Source organism: Paraburkholderia sp. MPAMCS5 (assembly GCF_036016995.1).
Lineage (GTDB): Bacteria > Pseudomonadota > Gammaproteobacteria > Burkholderiales > Burkholderiaceae > Paraburkholderia.
On sequence record NZ_JAYXBK010000017.1, the window covers coordinates 1 to 22,363 of the forward strand.

Annotated in this window: 18 protein-coding genes and 1 pseudogene; 9 read left to right on the forward strand and 10 right to left on the reverse strand. The window is 64.2% G+C overall.

Going from position 1 to position 22,363, the window contains the following annotated elements:
• The 3 genes and pseudogenes from VOM14_RS26810 to VOM14_RS26820 all read left to right on the forward strand — a co-directional run.
• Positions 1-121, forward strand: a pseudogene (locus tag VOM14_RS26810) (porin); the annotation flags it as partial.
• Positions 122-213: 92 nt separating this feature from the next.
• A complete protein-coding gene (locus tag VOM14_RS26815) occupies positions 214-1,842 on the forward strand; it encodes a methyl-accepting chemotaxis protein (RefSeq protein WP_327631756.1) in 1,629 nt (542 codons plus the stop codon).
• Between the two features lie 96 nt (positions 1,843-1,938).
• Complete coding sequence (locus tag VOM14_RS26820) at positions 1,939-2,106, forward strand: hypothetical protein (protein WP_327631757.1); 168 nt, start codon at positions 1,939-1,941, stop codon at positions 2,104-2,106.
• Between the two features lie 29 nt (positions 2,107-2,135).
• Here VOM14_RS26820 and VOM14_RS26825 read toward each other — a convergent pair whose 3' ends face one another.
• Positions 2,136-3,323: a GGDEF domain-containing protein gene (locus tag VOM14_RS26825; RefSeq protein ID WP_327631758.1), complete on the reverse strand. Its 1,188-nt coding sequence runs from the start codon at positions 3,321-3,323 to the stop codon at positions 2,136-2,138.
• A 25-nt stretch (positions 3,324-3,348) separates the two neighbouring features.
• Here VOM14_RS26825 and VOM14_RS26830 point away from each other — a divergent pair, with 25 nt between their 5' ends.
• Complete coding sequence (locus tag VOM14_RS26830) at positions 3,349-3,660, forward strand: hypothetical protein (protein ID WP_327631759.1); 312 nt, start codon at positions 3,349-3,351, stop codon at positions 3,658-3,660.
• A gap of 105 nt (positions 3,661-3,765) precedes the next feature.
• Here VOM14_RS26830 and VOM14_RS26835 read toward each other — a convergent pair whose 3' ends face one another.
• From VOM14_RS26835 to VOM14_RS26845, 3 genes are all read right to left on the reverse strand, one after another.
• Positions 3,766-5,073, reverse strand: a complete 1,308-nt coding sequence (locus VOM14_RS26835) for a tryptophan leader peptide (RefSeq protein WP_327631760.1) — start codon at positions 5,071-5,073, stop codon at positions 3,766-3,768.
• 266 nt (positions 5,074-5,339) lie between these two features.
• Positions 5,340-5,585 (reverse strand): hypothetical protein, encoded by a 246-nt coding sequence (locus VOM14_RS26840; RefSeq protein ID WP_327631761.1) that lies wholly within the window; start codon positions 5,583-5,585, stop codon positions 5,340-5,342.
• Positions 5,586-5,681: 96 nt separating this feature from the next.
• The gene (locus tag VOM14_RS26845) at positions 5,682-7,910 is read right to left on the reverse strand and encodes a putative bifunctional diguanylate cyclase/phosphodiesterase (RefSeq protein ID WP_327631762.1); all 2,229 of its coding nucleotides are present in this window, start codon (positions 7,908-7,910) and stop codon (positions 5,682-5,684) included.
• Positions 7,911-8,245: 335 nt separating this feature from the next.
• On the opposite strand from VOM14_RS26845, the gene VOM14_RS26850 reads away from it, so the two are divergent.
• Positions 8,246-8,581 (forward strand): hypothetical protein, encoded by a 336-nt coding sequence (locus tag VOM14_RS26850; RefSeq protein ID WP_327631763.1) that lies wholly within the window; start codon positions 8,246-8,248, stop codon positions 8,579-8,581.
• A gap of 60 nt (positions 8,582-8,641) precedes the next feature.
• Here the strand turns inward: VOM14_RS26850 and VOM14_RS26855 are convergent, their stop codons facing one another.
• Positions 8,642-10,171 (reverse strand): UxaA family hydrolase, encoded by a 1,530-nt coding sequence (locus VOM14_RS26855; RefSeq protein ID WP_327631764.1) that lies wholly within the window; start codon positions 10,169-10,171, stop codon positions 8,642-8,644.
• A gap of 132 nt (positions 10,172-10,303) precedes the next feature.
• On the opposite strand from VOM14_RS26855, the gene VOM14_RS26860 reads away from it, so the two are divergent.
• A complete protein-coding gene (locus VOM14_RS26860; protein ID WP_327631765.1) occupies positions 10,304-11,029 on the forward strand; it encodes a FadR/GntR family transcriptional regulator in 726 nt (241 codons plus the stop codon).
• A 163-nt stretch (positions 11,030-11,192) separates the two neighbouring features.
• Here VOM14_RS26860 and VOM14_RS26865 read toward each other — a convergent pair whose 3' ends face one another.
• On the reverse strand, positions 11,193-12,833 hold the full coding sequence (locus VOM14_RS26865) for an L-lactate permease (protein WP_327631766.1): 1,641 nt from the start codon (positions 12,831-12,833) through the stop codon (positions 11,193-11,195).
• A 477-nt stretch (positions 12,834-13,310) separates the two neighbouring features.
• Here VOM14_RS26865 and VOM14_RS26870 point away from each other — a divergent pair, with 477 nt between their 5' ends.
• Complete coding sequence (locus tag VOM14_RS26870; protein WP_327631767.1) at positions 13,311-14,861, forward strand: methyl-accepting chemotaxis protein; 1,551 nt, start codon at positions 13,311-13,313, stop codon at positions 14,859-14,861.
• Between the two features lie 27 nt (positions 14,862-14,888).
• Here VOM14_RS26870 and VOM14_RS26875 read toward each other — a convergent pair whose 3' ends face one another.
• Positions 14,889-15,770 carry a LysR family transcriptional regulator gene (locus tag VOM14_RS26875; protein ID WP_327631768.1) on the reverse strand — a complete coding sequence of 294 codons (882 nt, stop codon included), beginning with the start codon at positions 15,768-15,770 and terminating at the stop codon, positions 14,889-14,891.
• A gap of 103 nt (positions 15,771-15,873) precedes the next feature.
• Between VOM14_RS26875 and VOM14_RS26880 the strand changes: the two genes are divergently transcribed.
• Both VOM14_RS26880 and VOM14_RS26885 read left to right on the forward strand, forming a co-directional pair.
• The gene (locus VOM14_RS26880) at positions 15,874-17,511 is read left to right on the forward strand and encodes an MFS transporter (RefSeq protein WP_327631769.1); all 1,638 of its coding nucleotides are present in this window, start codon (positions 15,874-15,876) and stop codon (positions 17,509-17,511) included.
• Between the two features lie 324 nt (positions 17,512-17,835).
• Positions 17,836-18,867 carry an XdhC family protein gene (locus tag VOM14_RS26885; protein WP_327631770.1) on the forward strand — a complete coding sequence of 344 codons (1,032 nt, stop codon included), beginning with the start codon at positions 17,836-17,838 and terminating at the stop codon, positions 18,865-18,867.
• A 30-nt stretch (positions 18,868-18,897) separates the two neighbouring features.
• On the opposite strand, the gene VOM14_RS26890 is transcribed toward VOM14_RS26885, so the two are convergent.
• The 3 genes from VOM14_RS26890 to VOM14_RS26900 all read right to left on the reverse strand — a co-directional run bounded on the left by VOM14_RS26890 (position 18,898) and on the right by VOM14_RS26900 (position 22,326).
• Positions 18,898-19,821 carry a LysR family transcriptional regulator gene (locus VOM14_RS26890; RefSeq protein ID WP_327631771.1) on the reverse strand — a complete coding sequence of 308 codons (924 nt, stop codon included), beginning with the start codon at positions 19,819-19,821 and terminating at the stop codon, positions 18,898-18,900.
• A 127-nt stretch (positions 19,822-19,948) separates the two neighbouring features.
• Positions 19,949-21,514 (reverse strand): UbiD family decarboxylase, encoded by a 1,566-nt coding sequence (locus VOM14_RS26895; RefSeq protein WP_327631772.1) that lies wholly within the window; start codon positions 21,512-21,514, stop codon positions 19,949-19,951.
• Between the two features lie 86 nt (positions 21,515-21,600).
• Complete coding sequence (locus VOM14_RS26900; protein WP_327631773.1) at positions 21,601-22,326, reverse strand: enoyl-CoA hydratase/isomerase family protein; 726 nt, start codon at positions 22,324-22,326, stop codon at positions 21,601-21,603.
• Between the last annotated feature and the right edge of the window lie 37 nt (positions 22,327-22,363).

The following is a 22,363-nucleotide window of genomic DNA, read 5'->3' on the forward strand; positions in this document are numbered from 1 at the left end:
GCGCACTGAACTGTACCTGGCCGGCGACTACATGAAGCTGCATGGCGGCTATACGGTCGGCACCACGTTCGGCGCAACCAACCAGCTCGAACTGACCACGGGCGTGCGCACTCGCTTCTGATCCGTTTCATTCGAAGTTTCTCCACGATGTTCTCCACCTTGCGGCCGCGGACCTTTTCGCGGCCGCTTTTTTTCAGCAGGCGAGGGTGAGACATGTTCAGCAATACGACTATCCGGACCGCGCTTACCGTCACGATTGCGGGCTATACGGCCGCGTTGATGTTCGTGATCGCGCTATCCGTCGCTGGGTTGAGGAATACCAACGCGGCCCTCGAAAAGATGTACAGCGAAGAGACCGTTGCGTTGCGCCACATCGGTGCGAGTGGCGAAGCGCTTCTGCAAGCGCGCGTGGATCTCGGCGCCTACGAAACGCTGGTTGCACAGGGAAAACCCACCGACGCAGTGCTCGCCCGCATTCATACTGGGCTGAGCGGCAGCGAACGCGAACTGGCGGCCTATCTGACGCAGTCGCCGTCGAACGTGGAAGAGAAAACACTCACCGACTCGCTCCGCACGAAGCGCGAGCAGTTGATGAAGCAGGTGTTGCGGCCCGAAGTCGCGGCACTCGACCAGAACGATTTCATCACGTTCCGCACGACGGAGCGCGAGGCGCCCGACGCGCTGTTTATCGACTACAAGCGTGCCGAGCTTGCGCTGGAGAACTTCCAGTTGCAACACCAGGAAGCGCGCTTTAAAGCGGCTGAGGAACACTTTCGTCTGCTGTGCTGGGTATTCGCCGCGATCGGTTTGATCGCACTCGCGCTTGGCCTGTTTGCGCGTGTGCTGATGAACGCATCGATCTTGCGGCCCATCGGCACGGCGATCGAGCACTTCGAGCGGATCGCGTCCGGCGATCTCACGGGGCGGATCGCCGGCGTGGGCGCGAACGAAATGGGCCGCCTGATGGACGCGCTTGCCAGCATGCAGGCGAGTCTCGTGGCCGCGGTGAATCAGGTGCGGGTCGGCACGGCGGCGATTGCGCATGGCGTGCACGAGATTGCGGGCGGCAATGCCGATTTGTCGACGCGCACCGAACAACAGGCAGCGACGCTACAGGAAACCGCATCGAGCATGGAGCAGTTGACGGCGACAGTCAGACAGAACGCCGACAATGCGCAAGAGGCCAGCACGCGTGCTGAAAACGCGTCGCAAATCGCGGCGCGTGGCGGCGAAGTGGTCGATCAGGTGATCGACGTGATTGCGGACATGGCGTCGGGATCGAACAGGATCGTCGACATTATTGGTGCAATCGAAGGCATCGCTTTTCAGACCAACATACTTGCACTGAATGCCGCGGTGGAAGCGGCGCGTGCCGGCGAAGAAGGGCGCGGATTCGCGGTGGTGGCCGGTGAAGTGCGCGCGTTGGCACAGCGCTCGGCGGCTGCGGCGAAAGAGATCCGGGAACTCATCAGCAGTTCGGTGGCGAAGGTCGAGAATGGCGCGCAACTCGCCGTGCGCGCCGGCGCGACGATGGCGGAAATCGTCGGCGCGGCGCGTGAGGTGACGCGCATTGTCAGCGAGATCAGCGTGGCTTCGGAGGAGCAGTCGCGCGGTATCGACCAGATCAACCGCGCGGTCACGCACATGGACAACGCGACGCAACAGAATGCCGCGCTGGTCGAGCAGGCTGCGGCAGCGGCGGCGTCACTCCAGGAGCAGGCGGCCGCGCTCGATGATGCCGTTGCGGTGTTTCATGTTTCGGGTGAGAGAAGTACTCGGAGTCCGGAGCGGCAAAACTCGAATGAAAGCTCCGGTAGTTTGCAGAGGCTCCACTGCGTGTAACGCTGTAAATAGCGGCGTGGGGCAAGCATCGGCCGGGCAACCTGTGCGGGCACTGAAGGTCTAACGGGAGGAAGGTGCTGCAAACGGAGGTGAAAGATGAGCGGTCGAGCGATGTTGCGGGCGATCGCGGCTAGTTTGCTCGCGGCGCTGGTTCTGTTTGGCCTCGCGGGTTGCGACGCGTTGCGCGGACCGCCTGCACCGGAATGGCCGGGTCCGCACGCGCCCTATCCATTCCCCGACGATGTGCCGCATCGGACTGAGTAATGGGCTTGTTGCTTCATGCGGGCGAACCTTCAGACTGAACGGCTGGCCATCCGGTGCAGCAGATCGTCGGACTGGATGTTGTTCCGGCCTTTCGTCTTCGCGCGATAGAGCAGGCTGTCCGCGGCAGCGATAATGGCCTCTTCCGTCACCTCCGTATTGCCGCCCGCGAGATCGACGGCCAATACGCCGAAGCTCGCCGTGACGGCAATGCTCTGACCACTCCATTCGACCGACGTTTCGGCAAAGGCTTGCCGTAACCGCTCGGCAAGATTCACCGCGCCCAACCTGTCGGTTTGCGGCAGCAGCAACAGAAACTCCTCGCCGCCGTAACGAACGACGCAATCGACCTGCTGGCGAACCAGCCTCTGGAGCAGGGCGGAGCAGCTTCGTAAAACGGCGTCTCCGCAGAGATGGCCGTAGGTGTCGTTAATCGATTTGAAATGGTCGATGTCGCACAGGATGACACCGAACGAGAGCCGGTGCCGCCGGGCACGTTTGAGTTCGGCCGGCAGAAGGACATCATGCAAATGGCGCCGGTTAAAGCATCCGGTCAGATGGTCCTTCATGGCCTGCTCGGTCAAAAGCGATTGCACCCGATATTCGTCGCGCCACAGACGTTGGTAGCGGCGCGCGGCCACCAGTCCGAAGCTGTTCGTCAGCAGTAGCAGCATGGACATGGTCAGCATGTCCGACAATTTGAGCGTGGATGTCTTCAGCACGACGACGATGAAAATCGCCGTGCTGAGAAACGCAATGCACTTCGAGACGATTAGCCGGTTCGGAATGAAGATGTAGACCACGATGAGCATGATGCAAAACGACATGGCATGCCACGGAATCTCGCTGGGTCGATGCCGGACGATGAGCATGAACGTGCCCATTCCGACAATCTCCGCGGCGGTTGCGGCGAGCTGAAGCGTGATGACAGAGGCGGGGCGCAAACGGACCTGATAGAGCCCGACCGTGGCCGTGATGGCCACGAACATCCGGGCGGCAAGAAGGAGCAGCGTCTCGCTCGTATAACCGAGCACAATGGCGTCTGTCAGCGCGAATGCAAGGTAGAAAAAGGAACAGAAAATCAGTGTGGTGCGCAACGAGGCCTGGTTGCGCACCAAGTGGTGAACCTGAAAATTGCGTTCGATCTCGTCGCTTCTAAATTCAACCCGCACAGGTTGAATAGCAAATTTGACGAGTGATGGGGCGATGATATTTTTCAAGTTGTTTTCATCAGGCGAGGGTCATATGCAAGGCGCGCTGAAGCATACCAGCGCGGCGCGCCCGCTTCGCACGCTAACCGGCGGAGCCCGTCCCAAGGTAGTCGTCATCGCTGCGCTGAGGAACCAGGCCAGGTTCGTCTTCGGCTCTTTCGGGATCGCGCTCAAGTGCGCGCAGCACATCGCGCGCAAAGTCTTCGGCGATGTCCCGCCACTCGGGCGAGTCCACTGGGAAGCCTCCGAGACAGCGCTTGCCGCGGGCGCGCCGTATTGCACTGACAGTCAGCGCAAGGGCCTGCGCTTGCGCAAGCAGCATGGCCCGCGAAAGGAGATGGGGTGATTGGCCGTCTTTCATGACTTTTATTACGGCTCACGCGGTAGGAACTTGAGCCGCTTATGCCCCATTGAGCCGCATTGAGATGCGGGCGGCCCTTTCCTTCGAGGCTCAAGCAGGCATTTGACCCGGCGTGCGGTCGAGAATACGAAGCTTGTCGTCGATGTCGGGAATGGTGTGGCCGCCCGCGCGAAACTCGTTGACAAGTCGATGTGCGGTCGCGCGGCACTGCGAAAGCGTCTCGTGCAATCGCGGTTCGGCTTGCACGGCGGCGAGCACCTTTTCAAGCTCGGAAGGCGACTCGCTCAGGAGCGCGGGAACGACTTCTTCGGGCAGGATCAGAGAGCCGTTACTCAAAAGCTGAGCGGTCCAGTCGCAACCATAGAGCAGCGCTCGGCGCTCGCTCCTGTGCGCTTCTTCCTGGTTCAGCGCGGCAAGACTGTGCTGGTTCTTGTGAAGCGAAGTGCGCCACGTCGTGAGGATTTCATTGCGCAGTCGTGCAATGGCTTCGCCGAGTGCCGCATTCTGCCCACCGGCCGCGAGGCGCCGTTCATCGAGCCGGTCGAGATAGTCCCGATAGCCATCGAGGAACGATTGCCAGTTCAGCGGCAGCTCGGTCGTGTGGGAGAACGAGTGGCTGAGTTCGCCCAGTTCGTTGCTGATTTCATGAAGCGCCCGGGCGTCGGAAAGACGGGCTTCATAGACGTCGTGCGCCGTCACCATCTGGCGATGCAGCGGAAAGAGCGGGTTGCCGTGGCGGCGCTGAAGGTGTCGTTCGGCGGCGCCGGGATGGGCGCTCCATTTCCAGTTGGGCAGCGATTTCCCGTCGAAGTCGAGCGCGTCGATCATTGGCCGGAATAGGGCCAGCGCCTCATCAGTCGCATGACGAAAGCAGTCAGCGAGCTTGTAGTCATTGCCGTGCAGAGTGCCGCTCTCATCTTCAGCGTAAGGCGAGTCGGGCGAGAGGCGCAGGAAGCCGGTGGCCAGAAAAAATTCCATCGGCAGTTCCACGGAGAGGCGCTCCAGCCGGAACTTGCGCTCGCCGGTCGAAATTTCCTCGATGGAATGCGCGAGGCGGTTTTCGAAGTCGAGCAGCGCGTCGATCCTGTCGCCGGACGACGGCTGCGCTGCCTCGGCGAGCAGGCAGAAGGATTCGCGGGCCATGCGTGCCGCGATCGTCCCGTGCTTTTCGGCAAAGAGCCAGAACCAGAGAGCGAGCTGATAGCCTCGAACGCCGTTGCTCAGCACGGCTTCGACGTCCGGCGTGAACGTGATGCCCGGTGCGGCCCATCCCGCGAACGGTGCTGCGTCGCCGTCCAGGTAGAGGCCCAGAAGCTGTTTGATGGACTGATGAGTATCGCTGGGCCAGCTACGCGTCTCGTCTTTCCGCTTCTCGGTTTTCCAGAGTTTCCAGGCCATCCTGAACCTCGCAAGGTGTGCGGTAAGCGCGCTGGCAACGATACTTGCACACTCGGCCGAGGCCGTAAACCGGCGACTGCCCTTGTTCTTCCCGGACCGTTCGACACACCTGATGCGGTGTGAGCGGGCGAGGGTGGCCGCTCAAACATCGATGGCCGAACCGGTAGCGCCAAAAGCAAGGCGTTTTCCGCCCGCTACATGGCGCCAGGCTTTAATGCGGCGCGCCCGCGCGAAGGTGAGCCATCGCCGCGCGCCGCCGATTCTGGCTACTGCGCGACAGTCGGCTGCGCTTGCGCTTGAGCCTGGGCTTGAGCCGCAGCCTGCTTGCGCTTCTCTTTTGCAAGGTGTCGCCCGACGACGCACCCGCCCACCGCGCCAACGACGGCGTGATGTCCCGCGTAATGTCCGGCGACTCCGCCGACCACGGCACCCTTGAGACAACCTTCCGCGTTTGCGATGCCGGTGGACGCTAACAGGGCACTACCCAACAGGACTGCAATTACCTTTTTCATTGATTCGCTCATTGTGCTGACAAGGTCGGCGACCTTTCGCGGTAGTGTAGCGGCTTGCTTCGAAAACAGTGACCGGAGGCCCAACGGTTGCATCTTTTACTTATGGTAATCACCTGAGCCGCACCCGTTTTCCGCGAGCAAAGACTCGCCATTCTGGCCGTGCTGCTTCATCACCGAGCGACATGCCTCCACGAGATGGTCGGCATTCATCGGCTTTGTCAAAAAGTACCCTTGCACATGGTCGCAGCGTGCGTCGCGCAGCGTCTGCAATTGCTTCTCCGTTTCGACGCCTTCGGCCGTCACTTGCATGCCCAGTTCGTGCGACATCTGAATGATGCCCCGGACAATCGACGCGGTCGCCGCGTCGTGCCCCAGCCTTGCCGTGAACGAGCGGTCGATCTTGACGGTGTCCGGCGAGAAATCGGCCAGATAGCGCAGGCTCGAATAACCTGTGCCGAAATCGTCGATGGCGATGCGCACGCCAAGGCGCTTGAGCGCCATCAGCGTCGCTTGCGCGAGCGACGGGTTTTCCATCAGCGCGCTTTCCGTCAGTTCTATTTCGAGGCAGCGCGGCGGCACTTTGTGCCTGCGCAGCGCCTCGTCGACGATGGCGACAATAGCGTCGTCCCTGAGCTGGCGCGCGGACACGTTCACGGACATGCACAGTCCCTTTCTTCCGGCGCTGTGCCAGATCGCCAGTTGAGCGAGCGCCGCGTCCATGACCCACGCCCCGACTTCGACAATGAAGCCGCTTTCTTCGAGTATCGGAATGAAGCTGCAGGGACCGACCATGCCGCGCGTCGGATGATTCCAGCGAACGAGTGCTTCCACCCCTTTCACTGCGAGAGAACCCGGCTCGTGAATGCCCTGGAAATGAAGGACAAACTGTTGCGACGCAAGCGCGGCCGGCAGGCTGCGCTCCAGTTCGAAATCTCCGAGCACGTCGCTCGACGCCTGATCGGCGAACCTGAAGCCGTTCCGGCCGCCTTTTTTCGCCGCATACATGGCGATATCCGCGCTTGTCAGGAGCACCTCGTGGTCCCGGCCATGCTCGGGATAGAGCGAAATGCTGATCGAGGCCGTGACGAATGGCGCGGCGTGGTCTTTCCGGACATCGCCGGAAAACACGTTGAGTAGCGATTGCGCCAAGGTGGCCAGCGTGGCCTTGTCGCTCTCGCCGCTCACGATCACCGCGAACTCGTCGCCTCCGAGGCGCGCGACACAGGCATCCGGCGGAAGCGCACCCTGAATCACCTTCGCGATGTCCTTCAGCAGACGGTCGGCGGCGGTATGACCCAGGGTGTCGTTCAGCACCTTGAACCGGTCGAGGTCGATGAACATGAGACCGAAGGCCACGTTCTGCCGGCACAGCGCCTTCATCCGCCGAACGAGGGCGCTGCGGTTGGCCAAACCCGTTAGTCCATCGGTGTAGGCCAAACGGTCGAGCGCCGCGAGGCGCTCCTGCTCCAACGTGATGTCCTCGCTCACGCCGACAATGCGCACGACGTTGCCGGACTCGTCGCGCACGGGGTAGGCCGTGCTTCTGATCCAGCGCAGGCAGCCGTCGGGGCGTCGGATGCGATATTCGAAGCGGCCTTCGGCCGCCTCGGAAGCGATGCGGCGCATCTCGGCGAGCAAGGGTTCGACGTCCTCCGGCAACACGAGGTCGAGCCACGCCGAAGGCTTGCTGCGAAGCGCTTGGGACGTAATGCCGAACACCCGCTCGACACCCGCGCTGACATGATGGAAATGTTCGAAATGCGAGCTGTACGAATAGAACACGAGGCGAACGTGTGACTCCATCTCATGCATCAACTCGTCACGTTCGCGGAGTCTTTTCAACAGTTCACACTGCTGGGTCACGTCCTCGGAAGCGCACAGCAGCGCGACCACCGTACCATCCCCGGCGGTCACTGGCGTGAGGGTGGAATTCCACCATTTGGTCCGTCCCTTCGTCGTGGCGCAGCTCCCCGTGAAAGAGGTGCTCGCTCCGCCCAGCGCGCCCGTCAGGGCGTTTTGCGCCGCCGTGCGGTCGTCCCCGCTCCAAAAACTCAGCCAGTCCGCGCCGGCGAGTTGCTCGGGCGACTCCGCTTCCATCAGCGCGGCGCCATGCTCCGATACCCGCAACATGGTCCCGTCGGTGGCCAGCACCTTCAGGCAGTCGCGATTCGTATTCAGAAGCCCCTTGGCCAGCGCCATCGCGGCGCGCCGCTGCGCGTAGTCGGAACTGAGCTTTCGACGCACGGCCGCGAGCCCGGCGACGCCGGCCGCCGTGGACAAGGCAAGACGCAGGGTCGTCGCCGCTTCACTGGCTGCCTGATGCACCAGCGCGCCTATGCCGAATCCGGCAGCAACCGCGATAAAAAGACTGGCTAGCGGCAGGGCCTTGAGCTGGCCATACCGGAAGAGGAAATAAGAAAGGAATTGCTGGTTTCGACCTGACCCGCCACCGGCGTTTGCACCCATATCACCCCGAGGCCGGTTCGGATTGAATTCTTTAGGGCGCCATGCCGCTATAAATCTCACGCTGTTCTCCGACTACCTGTCTGAGTGGCCGCTCGAACGCTGCGTGCCGCCTCACCTTCTCTATTACGGTCCGATTGCGAGGATCTTTAATGTGTCGAAGTGTCGAGGAAGGGAAAACCCGTGGGGCGGCTTGAGTGCGGCCCGATTCGCTATCGGCTTTTGCGGCTTTTGCGGCTTTTGCGGCTTTTGCGGCTTTCGCGGCTTTCGCGGCTTTCGCGACGAGCGGGCGGCAGTGGTGGGAATATAGGCGGGGAAAGCAGACGGGCATCGCCGTGGCGCGCTTCGCGCCCGGCGACGCGGCGTTGACGCCTGGGACGGTTGCCGGTGATCTCGCCACTGCGGTAAGCGTTTTCGCCGCCCGCCGGACCGGAGCGCATTCAAAGAATCACCCAGAACAGGATGATCGGACCGGCAGCCGCCGCGAGAGCGGCCGCTCCGATGCCATCGAATGGCAAGTCATGCCTGCATGAACATAGTTTTCCGGTAGTCCGTCCGGGCGCGGCCGTGGCTGGCCGCGCCCGTGCCTCACGTCACATCTGCGCGCCGATCATCCAGGGCACGAATTCTTCATTGCCGACACCGAGCGCTTCGCTCTTGCTCTTCGCACCCGACGCGACGGCAATGATCATGTCGAAGATCTCGCGGCCTTTCTGCTCGACGGAAACGTTGCCGTCCATGATGTCGCCGCAGTTGATGTCCATGTCGTCGACCATCCGCGTGTACATCTTCGTGTTGGTGGCGAGCTTGATCGACGGCGCAGGCTTCGCCCCGAAGCACGATCCGCGGCCCGTCGTGAACAGCACGAGATTCGCGCCGCTCGCGATCTGTCCGGTCGCGCCCATCGGGTCGTAGCCTGGCGCGTCCATGAAAACGAGCCCTTTGGCCGTCACCGGCTCCGCATAGCGATAGACATCGACCAGCGGCGTCGAACCGCTCTTGGCGACCGCGCCGAGCGATTTCTCCAGAATCGTCGTCAGGCCGCCGGCCTTGTTGCCCGGCGTGGGATTGTTGTCGATGCTGCCTTTTTCGCGCTCCGCGTAGCTTTCCCACCAGTGAATCCGGTCGACGATCTTCTGGCCGACTTCCGGCGAAACCGCGCGTCGCGTGAGCAAATGCTCGGCGCCGTAGATTTCAGGCGTTTCGCTCAGAATGGCCGTGCCGCCGTGCTCCACGAGAAGATCGACGGCCGCGCCGAGCGCCGGGTTCGCCGTGATGCCCGAGTAGCCGTCCGATCCGCCGCACTGCAATGCGATGTTCAGATGCGAGACGGGAAGCGGCTCGCGGACCGCGCGGTTCGCGACGGGCAGGAGCTTCTCGATGGCGGCGATCGCGGCGTCGGCCGTCTTCTGCGTGCCGCCCAGGTCCTGAATGACGAGCGGCACGACGGTTTCGCCGGTCTCGACGCCTTGCGCGACGAACATCGCGCCCATCTGATTCGCTTCGCAGCCGAGGCCGATCACGACCACGCCGGCGAAGTTCGGATGCCGCACATAGCCGCCGATCGTGCGGCGCAACTGCTGGATGCCTTCGCCATTGTGGTCGATGCAGCAGCCGAAGCTGTGCGTGATCGGCACGATGCCGTCGACGTTCGGCCATGCGTCGAGCGCGCCGGGCGCCGAAAAATGTTGCGTGACCAGTTTTGTCACCGTGGCCGAGCAATTGACGGTGCTGATCACGCCGATGTAATTGCGTGTCGCCACGCGGCCGTCGGCGCGCCGAAAGCCCTGGAAGGTGAGCGCCTGCGGCGCGGCCCGCGTAGGTTTGACGTTCGTGCCGTACGCATAGTCGCGCGCGAAGTCGCCCATCGACACGTTTTGCGTGTGGACATGCTGGCCCGCCGCGATGGCCTGCGTGGCGAAGCCGATGATCTGGCCATAGCGGCGCACCGGGTCGCCGGCCTCGATCGCGCGCACGGCGATCTTATGCGCGGCCGGAATATCGTCGGCGACGATGAGACCGTCCAGCTCGTTCAGTACCGTGCCGGCTGCAAGGGCGCCGCGCGCGATCGCAACGTCGTCGTCCGCGTGCAGCGAGATGACCAGGGAGGTAGAATCGGCCATGTTTTTTCCTGTGAAATCGTGTAGGTCGTGGGCGTCGGCAGCGGTATCCAGTCCGCGTGCCCGATGCGGTCAATACTGATTTCCTTCCGGCGGTGAAGCAAATCGGTCGGACCAATTTCTGGAAGCAACGGCATGGGTGTTCACAGTCTTTCGTGCAGCGTGGTCGACAAGGCCGTCCGGCAGATCGAAGAGGAGTTGCGCGAGGGAAAGTGGCAGGCGTCCACGCGCCTGCCCGCGGAACGAGTGCTCGCCGACATGCTCGGTGTGTCGCGCTCGACCCTTCGCGAGGCGATCCAGCGGCTCGTCAGCCGCGGAATGCTCGAAACGAAACCCGGCAGCGGCGTGTATGTCGTGCACAAGCAGCCGGCGCGTCTAAGCGCGCCCTGGCTGCAACTGGTGGCTGAGAACCCGCCCTTGAGGGCGGACATGCTCGAATTCCGTCTCGTCTTCGAATGCGCCGCGGCGCGCTTTGCCGCGCAACGATCGACGGCGGAGGAGCTTGGCAAGCTGCAGGCCATCCTGTTGAAAATGCGCAACGCGGTCGAGGCTCACGACGTGGATGCGGAAGCCACCGTCGACGGCGAGTTCCATACCGTGCTGACGGCCGCGTCGCACAACCGGATGTTCGACCAGCTGTATGCGACCGTGATCAGAACGCTTCGCGAGCACATCGCCGCGAACACGTTCGATGCCACGCTGAACAACACGAACGCGGTCCGGCAATCGGCCATGCGGCTCGATCAGCACGAGTCGATTTTTTATGCGGTGCGGGATCGCGATGCCGATGCCGCGCAAAACGCCATGTTTGCGCACATCGCATTTGTCGGGAAGCAATTCGAGCCGGGCTTCGCGCAATAGTCACGTAGCTGGCGGCGGAATCGGCCGGCGCATCATCTGAGCCGGCGTTGCGGCACCGGCTTCCACTGCTTGCCGGCGATGAGAATAGAAGGGTGAGTCGAGGGTAAGTCGAGGGGTGCGGCGAAGGCCGCGCCTTCAGGCGGCCTTCGCTCGATGCCAGCCGTCAGTGCGGCAGGGCGGGGATCATCCACGTCAACACATGCTGCTGCAGGAACACCAGAATGCCGAGCAGCAAGGTGAGAAACACGCTATGCCAGAAGGTGCGGGCAAACACGACGCCTTCCTTGCCCTTGAGTTCGGTCGTCGAGACGCCCGTCGCGATGTTCTGCGGCGAAATCATCTTGCCCATCACGCCGCCCGACGAATTGGTCGCGGCCATGAGCACCGGGTCGAGACCCACCTGACGCGCGGCCACCACCTGCAGATTGCCGAACAGCGCATTGCCTGACGTGTCGCTGCCCGACAGGAACACGGCAATCCAGCCGAGCGATGCGGAGACCAGCGGAAACAGCGCGCCCGTCGATGCGACGCCCATGCCGAGCGTGTAGCTCATGCCCGAGTAGTTCAGCAGGTAGGCGAGGCCCACGATCATCATCACCGTCAGAATCGCGATGCGCGTCTGACGCCACGTCTTCACGACGCATTCGAAGAAGCTGCCGACACCCGTGCGCGTCCATGCGGCCGTGATCAGCGCGGCAACCAGAATGGCGGTTCCCGTGCCCAGCGGCTGGAAGTCCCACACGGCGGCATAAGGCTTGTTATACAGCGTCACGAAGACCGCATTGTGCAAGCCCGGCCACTGCACCTTGACGTCGCCGATCGAGGCGATGTTGGCATGGACCCAGAAGATCACCACCACGGACACCACGATCCACGGCAGCCATCCGCCGTAGCCGACGCGCGCGCCGTTCCGCTCGACGCCCGCGCTGCGCACGACCGCGAACTCAGGATCGGGCTCGGGATGCCAGACTTTCAGGAATGCAATCGTTACGATCAGCGACGTCAGCGACGAAAGCACATCGGTCAGTTGATAGCCGAGGTAATTGGACGTCACGAACTGCGCGGCCGCGAAGCTGCCGCCCGACACGAGCAGCGCCGGCCAGAGTTTCCGGATCGAGCGGAGTCCGCCGTAGGCGCCGACCACGTAGAAAGGCAGCAGCAGTGCGAACAGGGGCAACTGACGGCCGACCATGGCGGCAAGTGTGGGAGGCGGCAGCGACGTCACCGCGCCGAGCACCGTGATCGGCACACCGAGCGCGCCAAATGCGACGGGCGCCGTATTGAAGATCAGCGTAAACGTGAGTGCTTCGAGCGCCGGAAAGCCGAGGCCGACGAGCAGCGCGCTCGTAATCGCGACCGGCGTGCCGAAGCCCGAAATGCCTTCGAGCAGGCATCCGAACGAAAACGCGACCACCAGCAGCACGAGACGGCGGTCATCGGGCAGATGGTCCAGCATCCACTGCCGGAACTGGTCGAAGCGTCCCGACTTGACCGCGATGTTGTAGAGCAGAAGCGCGTTGACCACGATCCACATCACGGGCACCAGGGCGAGCGCCATGCCCGCCGCGACCGAATTCAGGGCGATGCCCACGGGCATTCCCCACACGCCTGTCGCAATCGCGATGCCGGCGATCAAACCCGCCAGCGAAGCCTGCCATGCGGGCCGGCGAAGCACGCCGAGCATGACGAGCGCGACCGCGATCGGCACGGCTGCGACAAGGAACGAGAGGAGGAGGGAGTTCCCGACCGGCGTGAGCGGCTGCGAGAAAAGTACCCCGGGAGGTACGACTGCTGTTGATGCCATTGCGTCTCCTATGTGCGATCCTGGTCTGGCGTACCGGGTTGCGATTTATCTTCGTTCGGGGAGAGGCGAGGCCGCAGCGCCGTCAGCTTCGACGGCATGTCATGCGGGACGCCCAGTGCCCCAAGCGTGGCGCATTCTTGCAGCAACCCCCGCGTAGTGTCCATATCCCGAAGGAGTGGTAATACCAGTTTTTACCAAGCGGACCATTCAGTGAAAAAATGTAAAGACCAGCCCGTGCTGCATTGCTGACACCCGCGACACAACCCGAAACGACCGCTTTGCAGTGGTCGTACCAGTTTCCGGCCGGGTTCGCGTGAGAAGCCGCTCGTGCGGTGAGGCGTCGCGTCGAACGATCGACGCGGCTCGCAAGGACTCATGTTGTGTTTTTTTGGGGAACAGCGCTAAAGGTTTTTCACCACCGTCCGTTAAGGGGCCCAGGGACCAATTTTTATGCACCACTCAACCAACGGAGCGCACGTGAGATTGTCCTTTCGCCAGAAGCTGTGGCTTCCCCTGATCTTGAGCCTGGTGCTCATCGTTGTTTTGTCGATTCTCGACGCCTACAGAATCCGCGACATCCGCTATGAAGAACGAAAATCGGACCTCGTCCATGCGACGCAGTTGGCCATTTCGACCGTCAAGACATTCGCCGACCAGGCCGCCGCAGGAAAGATGACTGTGGACGAGGCAAAAGAGCGCGCGCTCAAAGCAGTCGCGGCGATGCGTTACGGTCAGGGCGGCACGGGCTACTTCACACTACTGAATTTCGAGCCGGTCGTCCTGATGCACCCGTTTCATCCGGAAATGCAGGGCAAGAACGTGGATGGCTACAAGGACCCGAACGGCGTCGCGCTGTATCACGACACCGTGACGGTGGTCCAGCGCGATGGCGGCGGCTTTGTCAGCTATTCGTTTACGAAGCCCGGCGCTACAGGGGTATTCCCGAAGGTCGCTTATGCGGCCGCCTACGGCCCGTGGAACTGGATCTTGCAGACGGGTGCCTATATCGACGACATCGACGCGGCGTTTTACGCTTCGCTGTATCGCGGCCTCGCGGTTCTGCTCGTCGCCGCGGCGGTGCTGTCCGGCGTCGTGATCTGGATCAACCGCGGCATTCTGCGCCTGCTGGGCGGCGACCCGGCGTATGCCGTTCATATCGCCGGCCGCATCGCGGAAAACGATATGAGCGTGGTGGTCGAGACTGCACCGAGTGACAATCACAGCCTGCTTCATTCGATGAAGCGCATGCAGCAGCAACTGAGCGCCATGATCCACACGATTCACGACTCCAGCGAGTCGATCGTGTCGGCCGTGTCGGAAATCGCCACGGGCAATCAGGACCTCTCGCAGCGAACCGAAGAGCAGGCCGCGGCGCTGCAGGAGACGGCATCCAGCATGGAAGAGCTGACCTCGACGGTCACTCATAACGCCGACAATGCGCGCCAGGCGAGCCACGTTGCCGCCGTCGCCATGGAAACCGCCCAGCGCGGCGGCGGCGTCGTGCAGCAGGTGGTCGAAACGATGAGCGGCATCAATGCAAGCTCGGAGCATATCGCCGATATCGTCGGCACCATCGAAAGCATCGCATTCCAGACGAATATCCTTGCGCTGAACGCCGCCGTGGAAGCCGCGCGGGCCGGCGAGCAGGGTCGCGGCTTTGCCGTCGTGGCGTCGGAAGTCCGGTCGCTGGCGCAGCGTACGGCGGCTGCGTCGAAGGAGATCAAGGACCTTATTCAGGATTCCGTAGATCGCGTGAAAACGGGCGCTGAATTCGTGGGTGCGGCCGGAACGACGATGCACGAAATCGTGCAGTCCGTGAAGCATGTCACAGACATCGTGAACGAAATCGCCGTGGCGGCCGCCGAACAGAGCAAGGGCATTGGCCAGGTCAGCGACGCCGTCAGCCAGATGGACACCGTCACGCAGCAGAATGCCGCGCTCGTCGAGCAGGTCGCCGCCGCGGCGTTCTCGGTGAAATCCCAAGCGGACGATCTTCGTTCAACGGTCGCGCAATTCAAACTGGCGTAAGGCGCGCGCCCCGGGCGGAAAAACTTTTCAGCTCACGCACGCGCGGTGCGCATGTTGCAGGAAGGCCCGCACCGTGCGCGATCGCTCGTGTTTGCGATAAAGCAGCGCGATTTCCGACGGAATGGGCTTGCCCGCGATCGGCCGGTACACGACGCCCGGAAGCGACACGCAATCGCACAGCGTGCGAGGAATGATCGCCACCGTATTGCCGAGCGAGACGCTGGCGAGCACGGCAATGAGCGGACCCGGGCGCGGTCCGATCGTCGGCGAAAAGTGTCCGCGTTTCGCCACTTCCAGTGTGCCGAACTCCTGCTCCGGCACGGAAAAATGCGCGTCGCGCAACTGCTGCGGCGCGAGCGTCTTGCAGGCGGCCAGCGGCGAGTCTTCGGGCAACGCGACGACGAATTCGTCCCGATGCACGCGAATCGCCTGCAATCCTTCCGGATAGGGCATCGGCGGGCGGACGTAGGCGGCGTCGAGTTGCCGGTCCGCGAGTTGCGCCGGGATGTCGCTCATCGGAACTTCGGCGAGCTCGACATCGATCCTCGGATGCAGGCGGCGAAACTCCATCACCATCTTGCGCATCACGCCGGCATAGGCCGCCGATGCCACATAGCCGATCTGGATGCGGCCCAGTTGCCCGCGTTCGGCGAGCGCCCCAAGCTCGCGCGCCCGCTCAAGATGCGTGAGGGCCGTGGACACGGCCGGCAGATACGCTTCTCCCGCCGCAGTGAGCGAGACCGAGCGCCGCGTGCGGTGAAAGATCGGAAACCGCAGCAGGCGCTCGGCGTCCTGAATCTGCTTGGTCAGCGACGGCGGTGCGATGCCGAGTTCGTCGGCTGCCCGCGCGAAATGCAGATGCCGGGCGACCGCGAGAATGCAGCGAAGGTGGCGCAGTTCGAGATCCATGTTGTTCATTTCCGGATGAATAGATATGAGCTTACAAGCTATCGATCTAAAACACCGCCCGCGTTAGCATGACGCCCTGCTTAACACGCCTTGGGGAACGAGCATGCTGAAGGAAAACGACATCCGCCTGGAGGGAGCGGGTGCCAACGAAGGCCAGTCCCGCGCGCCCGATGCCGCGCGAGGAACGCAGGCACACGCCACTGCCCGTCCTCATTCGGCGTGGTCATTGCTCGCGACGGCATCCGCGACATGCGCGCTGATCGCGCTGGATACCAATATCGTCGCGGTCTCGTTGCCGTCCATCGCCCGTTCGTTTCATGCGGGCTTTGCGGACGTCGAGTGGGTGGTGAGCGCGTATATGGTTTCCTTTGCGTCCTGCCTGCTGCCGATGGGCGGTCTCGCTGACCGCTACGGACGCAGGAAAATGCTGCTGCTCGGCCTGCTCGCGTTCGCGCTGTCTTCGCTCGGCTGCGGGCTCGCGCCGAGCATTGGATTTCTGAACATCTGGCGTGCGGCAAAAGGCGTCGGCGCAGCCATGCTGCTGACGGCCGCCCTGGCCGCGATTGCGCACGCCTTCCCCGGTCCGCGGGAGCGGGCGCGAGCCTGGGCGGTCTGGGGCATGACCATGGGAATCGCGACGACCGTCGCTCCGCTGGTCGGCGGCCTCATCACGCAATGGGTCGGCTGGCGCTGGGTCTTCCTGCTGAATCTGCCGGTGTGTGGCGTGCTGGTTCTCAGCGCGCTGCGCTCGGTGCCCGACTCGCGCAACCCTCAAGCGGGGCCGGTCGATTTCGCGGGCAGCCTGTCGTTCGGCATGGGCCTCGCATCGGGCATCTGGGCGCTGATCGGCACACAAAACGTGGGCTGGGCCAGTCCGCTCACTTCGTTGCGGTTTGCCGCATGCGCGCTCCTGATCACCTTGTTCATCGCCATAGAAAAGCGGCGCAGGCATGCCGTGGTCGATCTGTCGCTGTTCTCGCAGGCGCGCTTCGTCGCGGCGGTGCTCGGCATGTTCGGTTACGCGGCGTGCGCGCAAGTGATGATGACCTTCCTGCCGCTGTATCTGCAAAACGCGTTCGAATGGACGCCGATCCGCGCGGGCGTCGGCATGCTGCCGTTCGCGTTGTCGATGATCGTGGGTCCGTATGTGGGCGCGAGAATCGGGCGGCATGTCACGGCCTCGACCTCGACGCTGTCGATCGGGCTCGTTCTGGTCGGCGCCGGCAACCTGCTGACGGCGACGCTCGCGCAGTTGAACGACTACGGATGGACCGCGCTCGGGATGATCGTGACCGGCCTCGGCGCGGGCGTGCTCAACGGCGATACGCAGAAGGCCATCATGGCTTGCGTGCCTTCGCATCGCACCGGCATGGCGTCGGGCATCAGCACGACGACGCGCTTCACGGCCATCGTGACGTCGGTTGGCGTGCTCGGCGCGGTGCTGGCGTCGCGCACGCAGTCGGCGATCGACACGGCAATGTCGTGCGGCGCTTCCGGCCGTACATGCGTCGATGCCCGCTTCATGTCGGACCTGCTCGCCGGCGACATCGGCCATGCGCTGTCCCGGCTCGCTCCGGACGTTCAGCGAGCGATGGCGTCGATCGCGCCGGCCGGCTTCGCGACCGGCTTCGCGGCGGCACTGAGCGTCGCCGGGTGTCTCGCGCTCGTGGTGGCGTTGGTGATCTGGCTGCTCGCCGGCCGCCGCCGGACCACGGAGCGGCAGAACGTTGTCCAGTCGTGATTGCGCGAGAAGCGTCGCAACGCCTCTGGCGGATGTGCCTCGGCTTCCCGGTTTCCGGCGAGCACACCGAGGCAGCGCTCGCGGCGTGCGATGAGGGTATTGATGAGGGTATTGATGAGCGCATTGATCGGCCGTCGTGATGAACCGATAAAAATTCGCTGATTCTCCGCGCGAGGGGGCTTGTTTACACTGTTTGCACAAGCCGGCCATACGGTGTCCGGCGTATGTGCCACGCGCGCGTCGCTTTCGGATTGCCCTGTCTGTCCTTGCATCGCGTCGCCGCGCCGGCCCACGATGCGAAGAGCGCAGGAGGCGATCACGATCATGGACAGCGTCAATCTCGAAGTGCTCCGCGCGTGCCAGCGCTGGATCGGCGCGGGGCATCGCGTGCTGCTCGTCACGGTGGTGAAAACGTGGGGCTCGTCGCCACGGCCCGAGGGCTCGATGCTCGTCGTGCGCGACGACGGCGTGGTGAGCGGCTCGGTGTCGGGCGGCTGCATCGAAGACGATCTGATCGAGCGCGTGCGCCAGCACGGCGTGATTCCGGCGCGGCCGCAGTCGGTGCGTTACGGCATTAGCGCCGACGAGGCGCATCGCTTCGGCCTGCCGTGCGGCGGCACGATCGAACTCGTACTCGAACCGCTGGCCGGCGGCGAAGCCGCGAGCGGCATCGCCGCGTTGTGCCGCCGCGTGGACGCCGGCGAACTGGTCGCGCGCACGCTCGACATGGCGAGCGGCGCGGCCACGCTCACGGCGGCGCGCGCGACTGAAGGCGTGGTGTTCGACGGCAAGCGTTGCGTCGCAATCCACGGCCCTCGCTATCGCATGCTCGTGATCGGCGCGGGACAGCTCTCGCGCTACCTGTGCCAGATTGCGACTGGCCTCGATTATCACGTGACGGTGTGCGATCCGCGCGAGGAATATACGCACGTGTGGGACGTGCCCGGCACGACCCTCGTGCGCACGATGCCCGACGACACCGTGCTCGACATGCGTCTAGACGAGCGCAGCGCCGTGATCGCGCTCACGCACGATCCCAAGCTCGACGACCTCGCGCTGATGGAAGCGCTCAGGACACCCGCGTTCTACGTGGGCGCGCTGGGTTCGCGGCGCAACAACGCGGCGCGACGCGAGCGCCTGCGCGAATTCGATCTCGGCGACGCGGAACTCGCGCGGCTGCACGGGCCCGTCGGCATCTACATCGGCAGCCGCACGCCGCCTGAAATCGCTATTTCGATTCTCGCCGAAGTGACGGCCGCGAAGAACGGCGTGTCGCTGCCGCGCCTTTTGCAAGTGGAGGGCGCGAAGGCCGCGCGCGAGATCGCGGCGTCGGCCGATTCGCTGTGCCTGACCTGAACCGCGATACGTCAAGCCGGCCGCCGTGCGTCAGTCTTCGTCGATGTCGAGGAGACCCGCCGGATCTTCCTTGGCGGCCTCGGTGAACAGCGCCGTGAACTGGTCGAGTGTGCTCATCGTGTCGCGCCCCGTGCGCGTGATGCGGTAGAACGACAGCGGCACCTCGGGGCGCAGCGCGTCGATGCGCACGCGATAGCGATAGCAGATGTGCTCGCAGAACTGCGGCATGACGGCGGTGCCGAGCCCTTCCTGCGCCATGGCGATCGCCGTTTGCAGATGCCCCACGACAATGCGCCGGCTCACCGTCACTTCTTCCTTCGAGAGTGTCGCCTCGATCAGCCGTTGCAGCGGATTGTCCTTCGGCAGCGTGATGAGCGGCTGGTCTTCGAGCGCCGTCCAGCGGATGCCCGAGCCGCGGCGCGGCGCGCCTTCGTCGGAACTGGACACGGCCACGAGCCGCGTGGGAAAGAGCGGCATGCGGTCGATGCCGGACAGTTGCGAGAAGAACACGCCGAAGGCCGCGTCGAGATGGCCTTCTTCGACCATCTGCACGAGTTCGGTCGGATTGCGGTCGACGAGTTCGATGTGCGCGGCGGGATAAACCTGCGCGAAGCGCGCCAGCACGGGCGGCATGAGGCTCGCCGCGATCATCGGCGTGCAGCCGAGCAGCAGCGACGACTGCTTCTGGCGCCCCAGCTCGTTGAGTTCGATCACCGACTTTTCGAGCGTCTCGACAATCGCCATGGCGGTCGGATAGAACACGCGCCCCGCGTCGGTGAGCGAGACGGTGCGCGTCGTGCGTTCGAGCAGCCGGCAATTCAGTTGCGTTTCCAGTTCGCGAATGATCGCCGAGAGCGCCGCCTGGCTCAGATGCATGCTCTGCGCCGTTTTCGTGAAGCTCGATGCGTTCGCGACGCCGAGAAAGACTTTGAGTTGTTTGAGGGACAGGTTCATCGACGACGGCTTTTCGTGGATCGGGCTTGAGGCAAGCCCGATTCTATCTCGTCTGTCGCAGCGGCTGCAGCACGGTCGGAGTCGTGTGCGGCAGCCGCTCGCGCGTCAGCTTGTGCGTCATCCGGCGTCACGCGAACGCGTAACGGCCTTCTTCGTCGCGCGTGATCGGGCGGCGTTGCTCGACGTCCTCCAGCCAGCGCACCACGTCGCGGCCGTCGCGCGTGCCGGTCGCGGCCATCAGTTCGGAGAAGCGCTTCGGCCCATGCTCCAGCGCCGCTTCGAGCGACTCGAAGCGCGCGCCGCGATACGCGGGCGGCGTCGGCACGCGATGTTCGAGGTCGCGCTCGGCGCCCGGCGCGAGCAGCGGCAGCGTGAGATCGAAGCCCGCTTTCGCGGTCGTTCTCGCGCCGAGCAGCGACGGGTCGAGCGGCATCGCGCGCAGGCTGTCCTGGAGCACGAGATCGCGCTCGGCCTGGAAGCGGGTGGCGAGCGCCCAGTCCATCTGCTCGTCGGAGAACACATCGATGTCGGGGTCCACCACGAACACATGCTTGACGTTCGCGAGCGAGGCGAACACGGCCGCGATTGCGTTGCGCGCTTCGCCCGGCACGCGCTGCTGCATGGCGATGCGTACGTTGAACATGCCGCCCGTGGCCGGATTCGCGTAGACGGCCTTCACTTCGCGCACGGCCGTCTCCAGCGCGCGCCAGACGGTCACTTCGGTGCGCAGCGCGGCGAGTTGCGCGGTGTCGGTGCGCGCCATCGAGCGGCCGCCGATCGTGCAGGTCTGAAAGACGGCGTCGCGCCGGTGCGTGATCGCCGTCAGGTGAAACACGGGGTTGGTCTTCACGCCGCCGTAGTAGCCGAGAAACTCTCCATACGGGCCTTCAGGCTCGGCATGACCGCGCTCGTCGAGATAGCCTTCGAGGATGAATTCGGCGTCGGCGGGCACGAGCAGGTCGTTGGTCACGCACTTGACCACGCCCAGCGCCTGGCCGCGCAGCGCGGCCACGAGTTCGAGTTCGTCGGCGGGAATGCGCATGGTCGCGCCGACGTGGTCGATCGGATGCGTGCCGACCGCGAACGCGATCGGCGTGCGCTCGCCGCGTCTCGCGTGAGCGATCGCGATGGCGCGCAGGTCGGAGGGCGCGACGAGATCGATGCCGGCCGTGCGGCGGCCGCGCAGCATCAGCCGGCGGATGCCGACGTTGGTCCAGCCCATGTCCGGATCGACCGCGAAGTCGATCGACGCGGAAATATAGGGCGCGCCGTCCAGATCATGCTGAAGATGAACGGGCAGCGCCGTGAAATCGCATTCGTCGCCGGTGAGCACGACTTGCTGCACGGGCGCTTCCTCGCGGCTCACTTCGACCAGCTTGCCTTTCACGCGCAGACGTTCGCGCACGGTGTCGAGCAGGCGCGGCGGCGTGGTGTCGAAAGCGCGGGCGAGGCGCGAGCGGCTCGCGGCGACGCTGCCCGCGAGCGGGATCGCGCCGCCGGCCGGGCGCGCGAACCATACGGCGCGCGGATTGCCTTCCATGATCTCGGCGACGTCGGCGAGATCGACGCTTTCTTCATGGCGTTCGAGTTCGGTTTCGTCGAGCGATTCGAGAAAGCGCCGCAAGCGGAAGCGTTCGAGGTCGGGCGCGGCGGCGCCTTCGGCGGTGGAGGGAATAGCGGTCTTCGGTCTCAATCTGGGTTCCTCGCGCATCGTGTCTGCGCAGTTTTTTTAAGCGGGGAAGGGCATGCGCGACGGCGCGCCGCCGCGGGCGGCCCTTGTCAGAAGCGTGCGGAAAGTGCCGTGGCCGCGAGATGCGCGGCGAAGCCGCTCGCGCCGCTGGCCGGCATTTCGGGCGCGAGCTGCAGGAACTGCTTCACCGCGCGCAGCGTGACCGCGCTGCAACCGAGCAGCGTCTCGACGAGCGCGTCCGCTTCGGCGTTCAGGTTCGCAGCACTCACGACGCGGCTCACCAGCCCCGCCTGCAACGCCTCGTGCGCGGACAGCGCCACGCGGCTCAGCACCATGTGCGCCACGGTCTTCACCGGCACGCGTCCGATCAGCGCCGACATCACGAGCGTCGGCGGAATGTCGCGCTCCATTTCGGGAATCTGGAATACGGCGTCGTCGGCGGCGAGCGCGATGTCGCACACGCCCGCGAGCGCGCAGCCCACGCCGAGCGCCTCGCCGCGCACCACCGAGACCACCGGCACGCGCACCGCCTTGAGCGCGTCGTAGAGCGCGAGCGGCGGCGCGGCGACCACGCGGCGCAGCGTTTCGGCGGACGGCTTCGCGTCCTTGGGCGGCATCGGCGACTGGCGGCCTTTACAGAAGTCGGGGCCGCTCGACAGGATGCGCACGAGCTTCACGTCGTCGTCGAGCGTGGTGACGGCGGCGATGATCGCGTCGCTCATCGCCGCGTCGATCAGGTTGCCGTTCTCGGGACGGTCGAGCACGACGTCCATGAGCGGGCCGTTGCGTTCGATCGCAACGTAAGGGCTGGGCATGCGGATCTCCTTGTGCATATAGGTGTGTGTTCTGGCG

Coding starts and splice junctions, on each gene's coding strand:
- VOM14_RS26815 (WP_327631756.1), top strand. CDS start 214: ATGTTCAGCAATACGACTATCCGGACCGCGCTTACCGTCACGATTGCG.
- VOM14_RS26890 (WP_327631771.1), bottom strand. CDS start 19,821: ATGAACCTGTCCCTCAAACAACTCAAAGTCTTTCTCGGCGTCGCGAAC.
- VOM14_RS26830 (WP_327631759.1), top strand. CDS start 3,349: ATGCAAGGCGCGCTGAAGCATACCAGCGCGGCGCGCCCGCTTCGCACG.
- VOM14_RS26840 (WP_327631761.1), bottom strand. CDS start 5,585: ATGAAAAAGGTAATTGCAGTCCTGTTGGGTAGTGCCCTGTTAGCGTCC.
- VOM14_RS26855 (WP_327631764.1), bottom strand. CDS start 10,171: ATGGCCGATTCTACCTCCCTGGTCATCTCGCTGCACGCGGACGACGAC.
- VOM14_RS26885 (WP_327631770.1), top strand. CDS start 17,836: ATGGACAGCGTCAATCTCGAAGTGCTCCGCGCGTGCCAGCGCTGGATC.
- VOM14_RS26875 (WP_327631768.1), bottom strand. CDS start 15,770: ATGGATCTCGAACTGCGCCACCTTCGCTGCATTCTCGCGGTCGCCCGG.
- VOM14_RS26880 (WP_327631769.1), top strand. CDS start 15,874: ATGCTGAAGGAAAACGACATCCGCCTGGAGGGAGCGGGTGCCAACGAA.
- VOM14_RS26865 (WP_327631766.1), bottom strand. CDS start 12,833: ATGGCATCAACAGCAGTCGTACCTCCCGGGGTACTTTTCTCGCAGCCG.
- VOM14_RS26860 (WP_327631765.1), top strand. CDS start 10,304: ATGGGTGTTCACAGTCTTTCGTGCAGCGTGGTCGACAAGGCCGTCCGG.
- VOM14_RS26820 (WP_327631757.1), top strand. CDS start 1,939: ATGAGCGGTCGAGCGATGTTGCGGGCGATCGCGGCTAGTTTGCTCGCG.
- VOM14_RS26900 (WP_327631773.1), bottom strand. CDS start 22,326: ATGCCCAGCCCTTACGTTGCGATCGAACGCAACGGCCCGCTCATGGAC.
- VOM14_RS26835 (WP_327631760.1), bottom strand. CDS start 5,073: ATGGCCTGGAAACTCTGGAAAACCGAGAAGCGGAAAGACGAGACGCGT.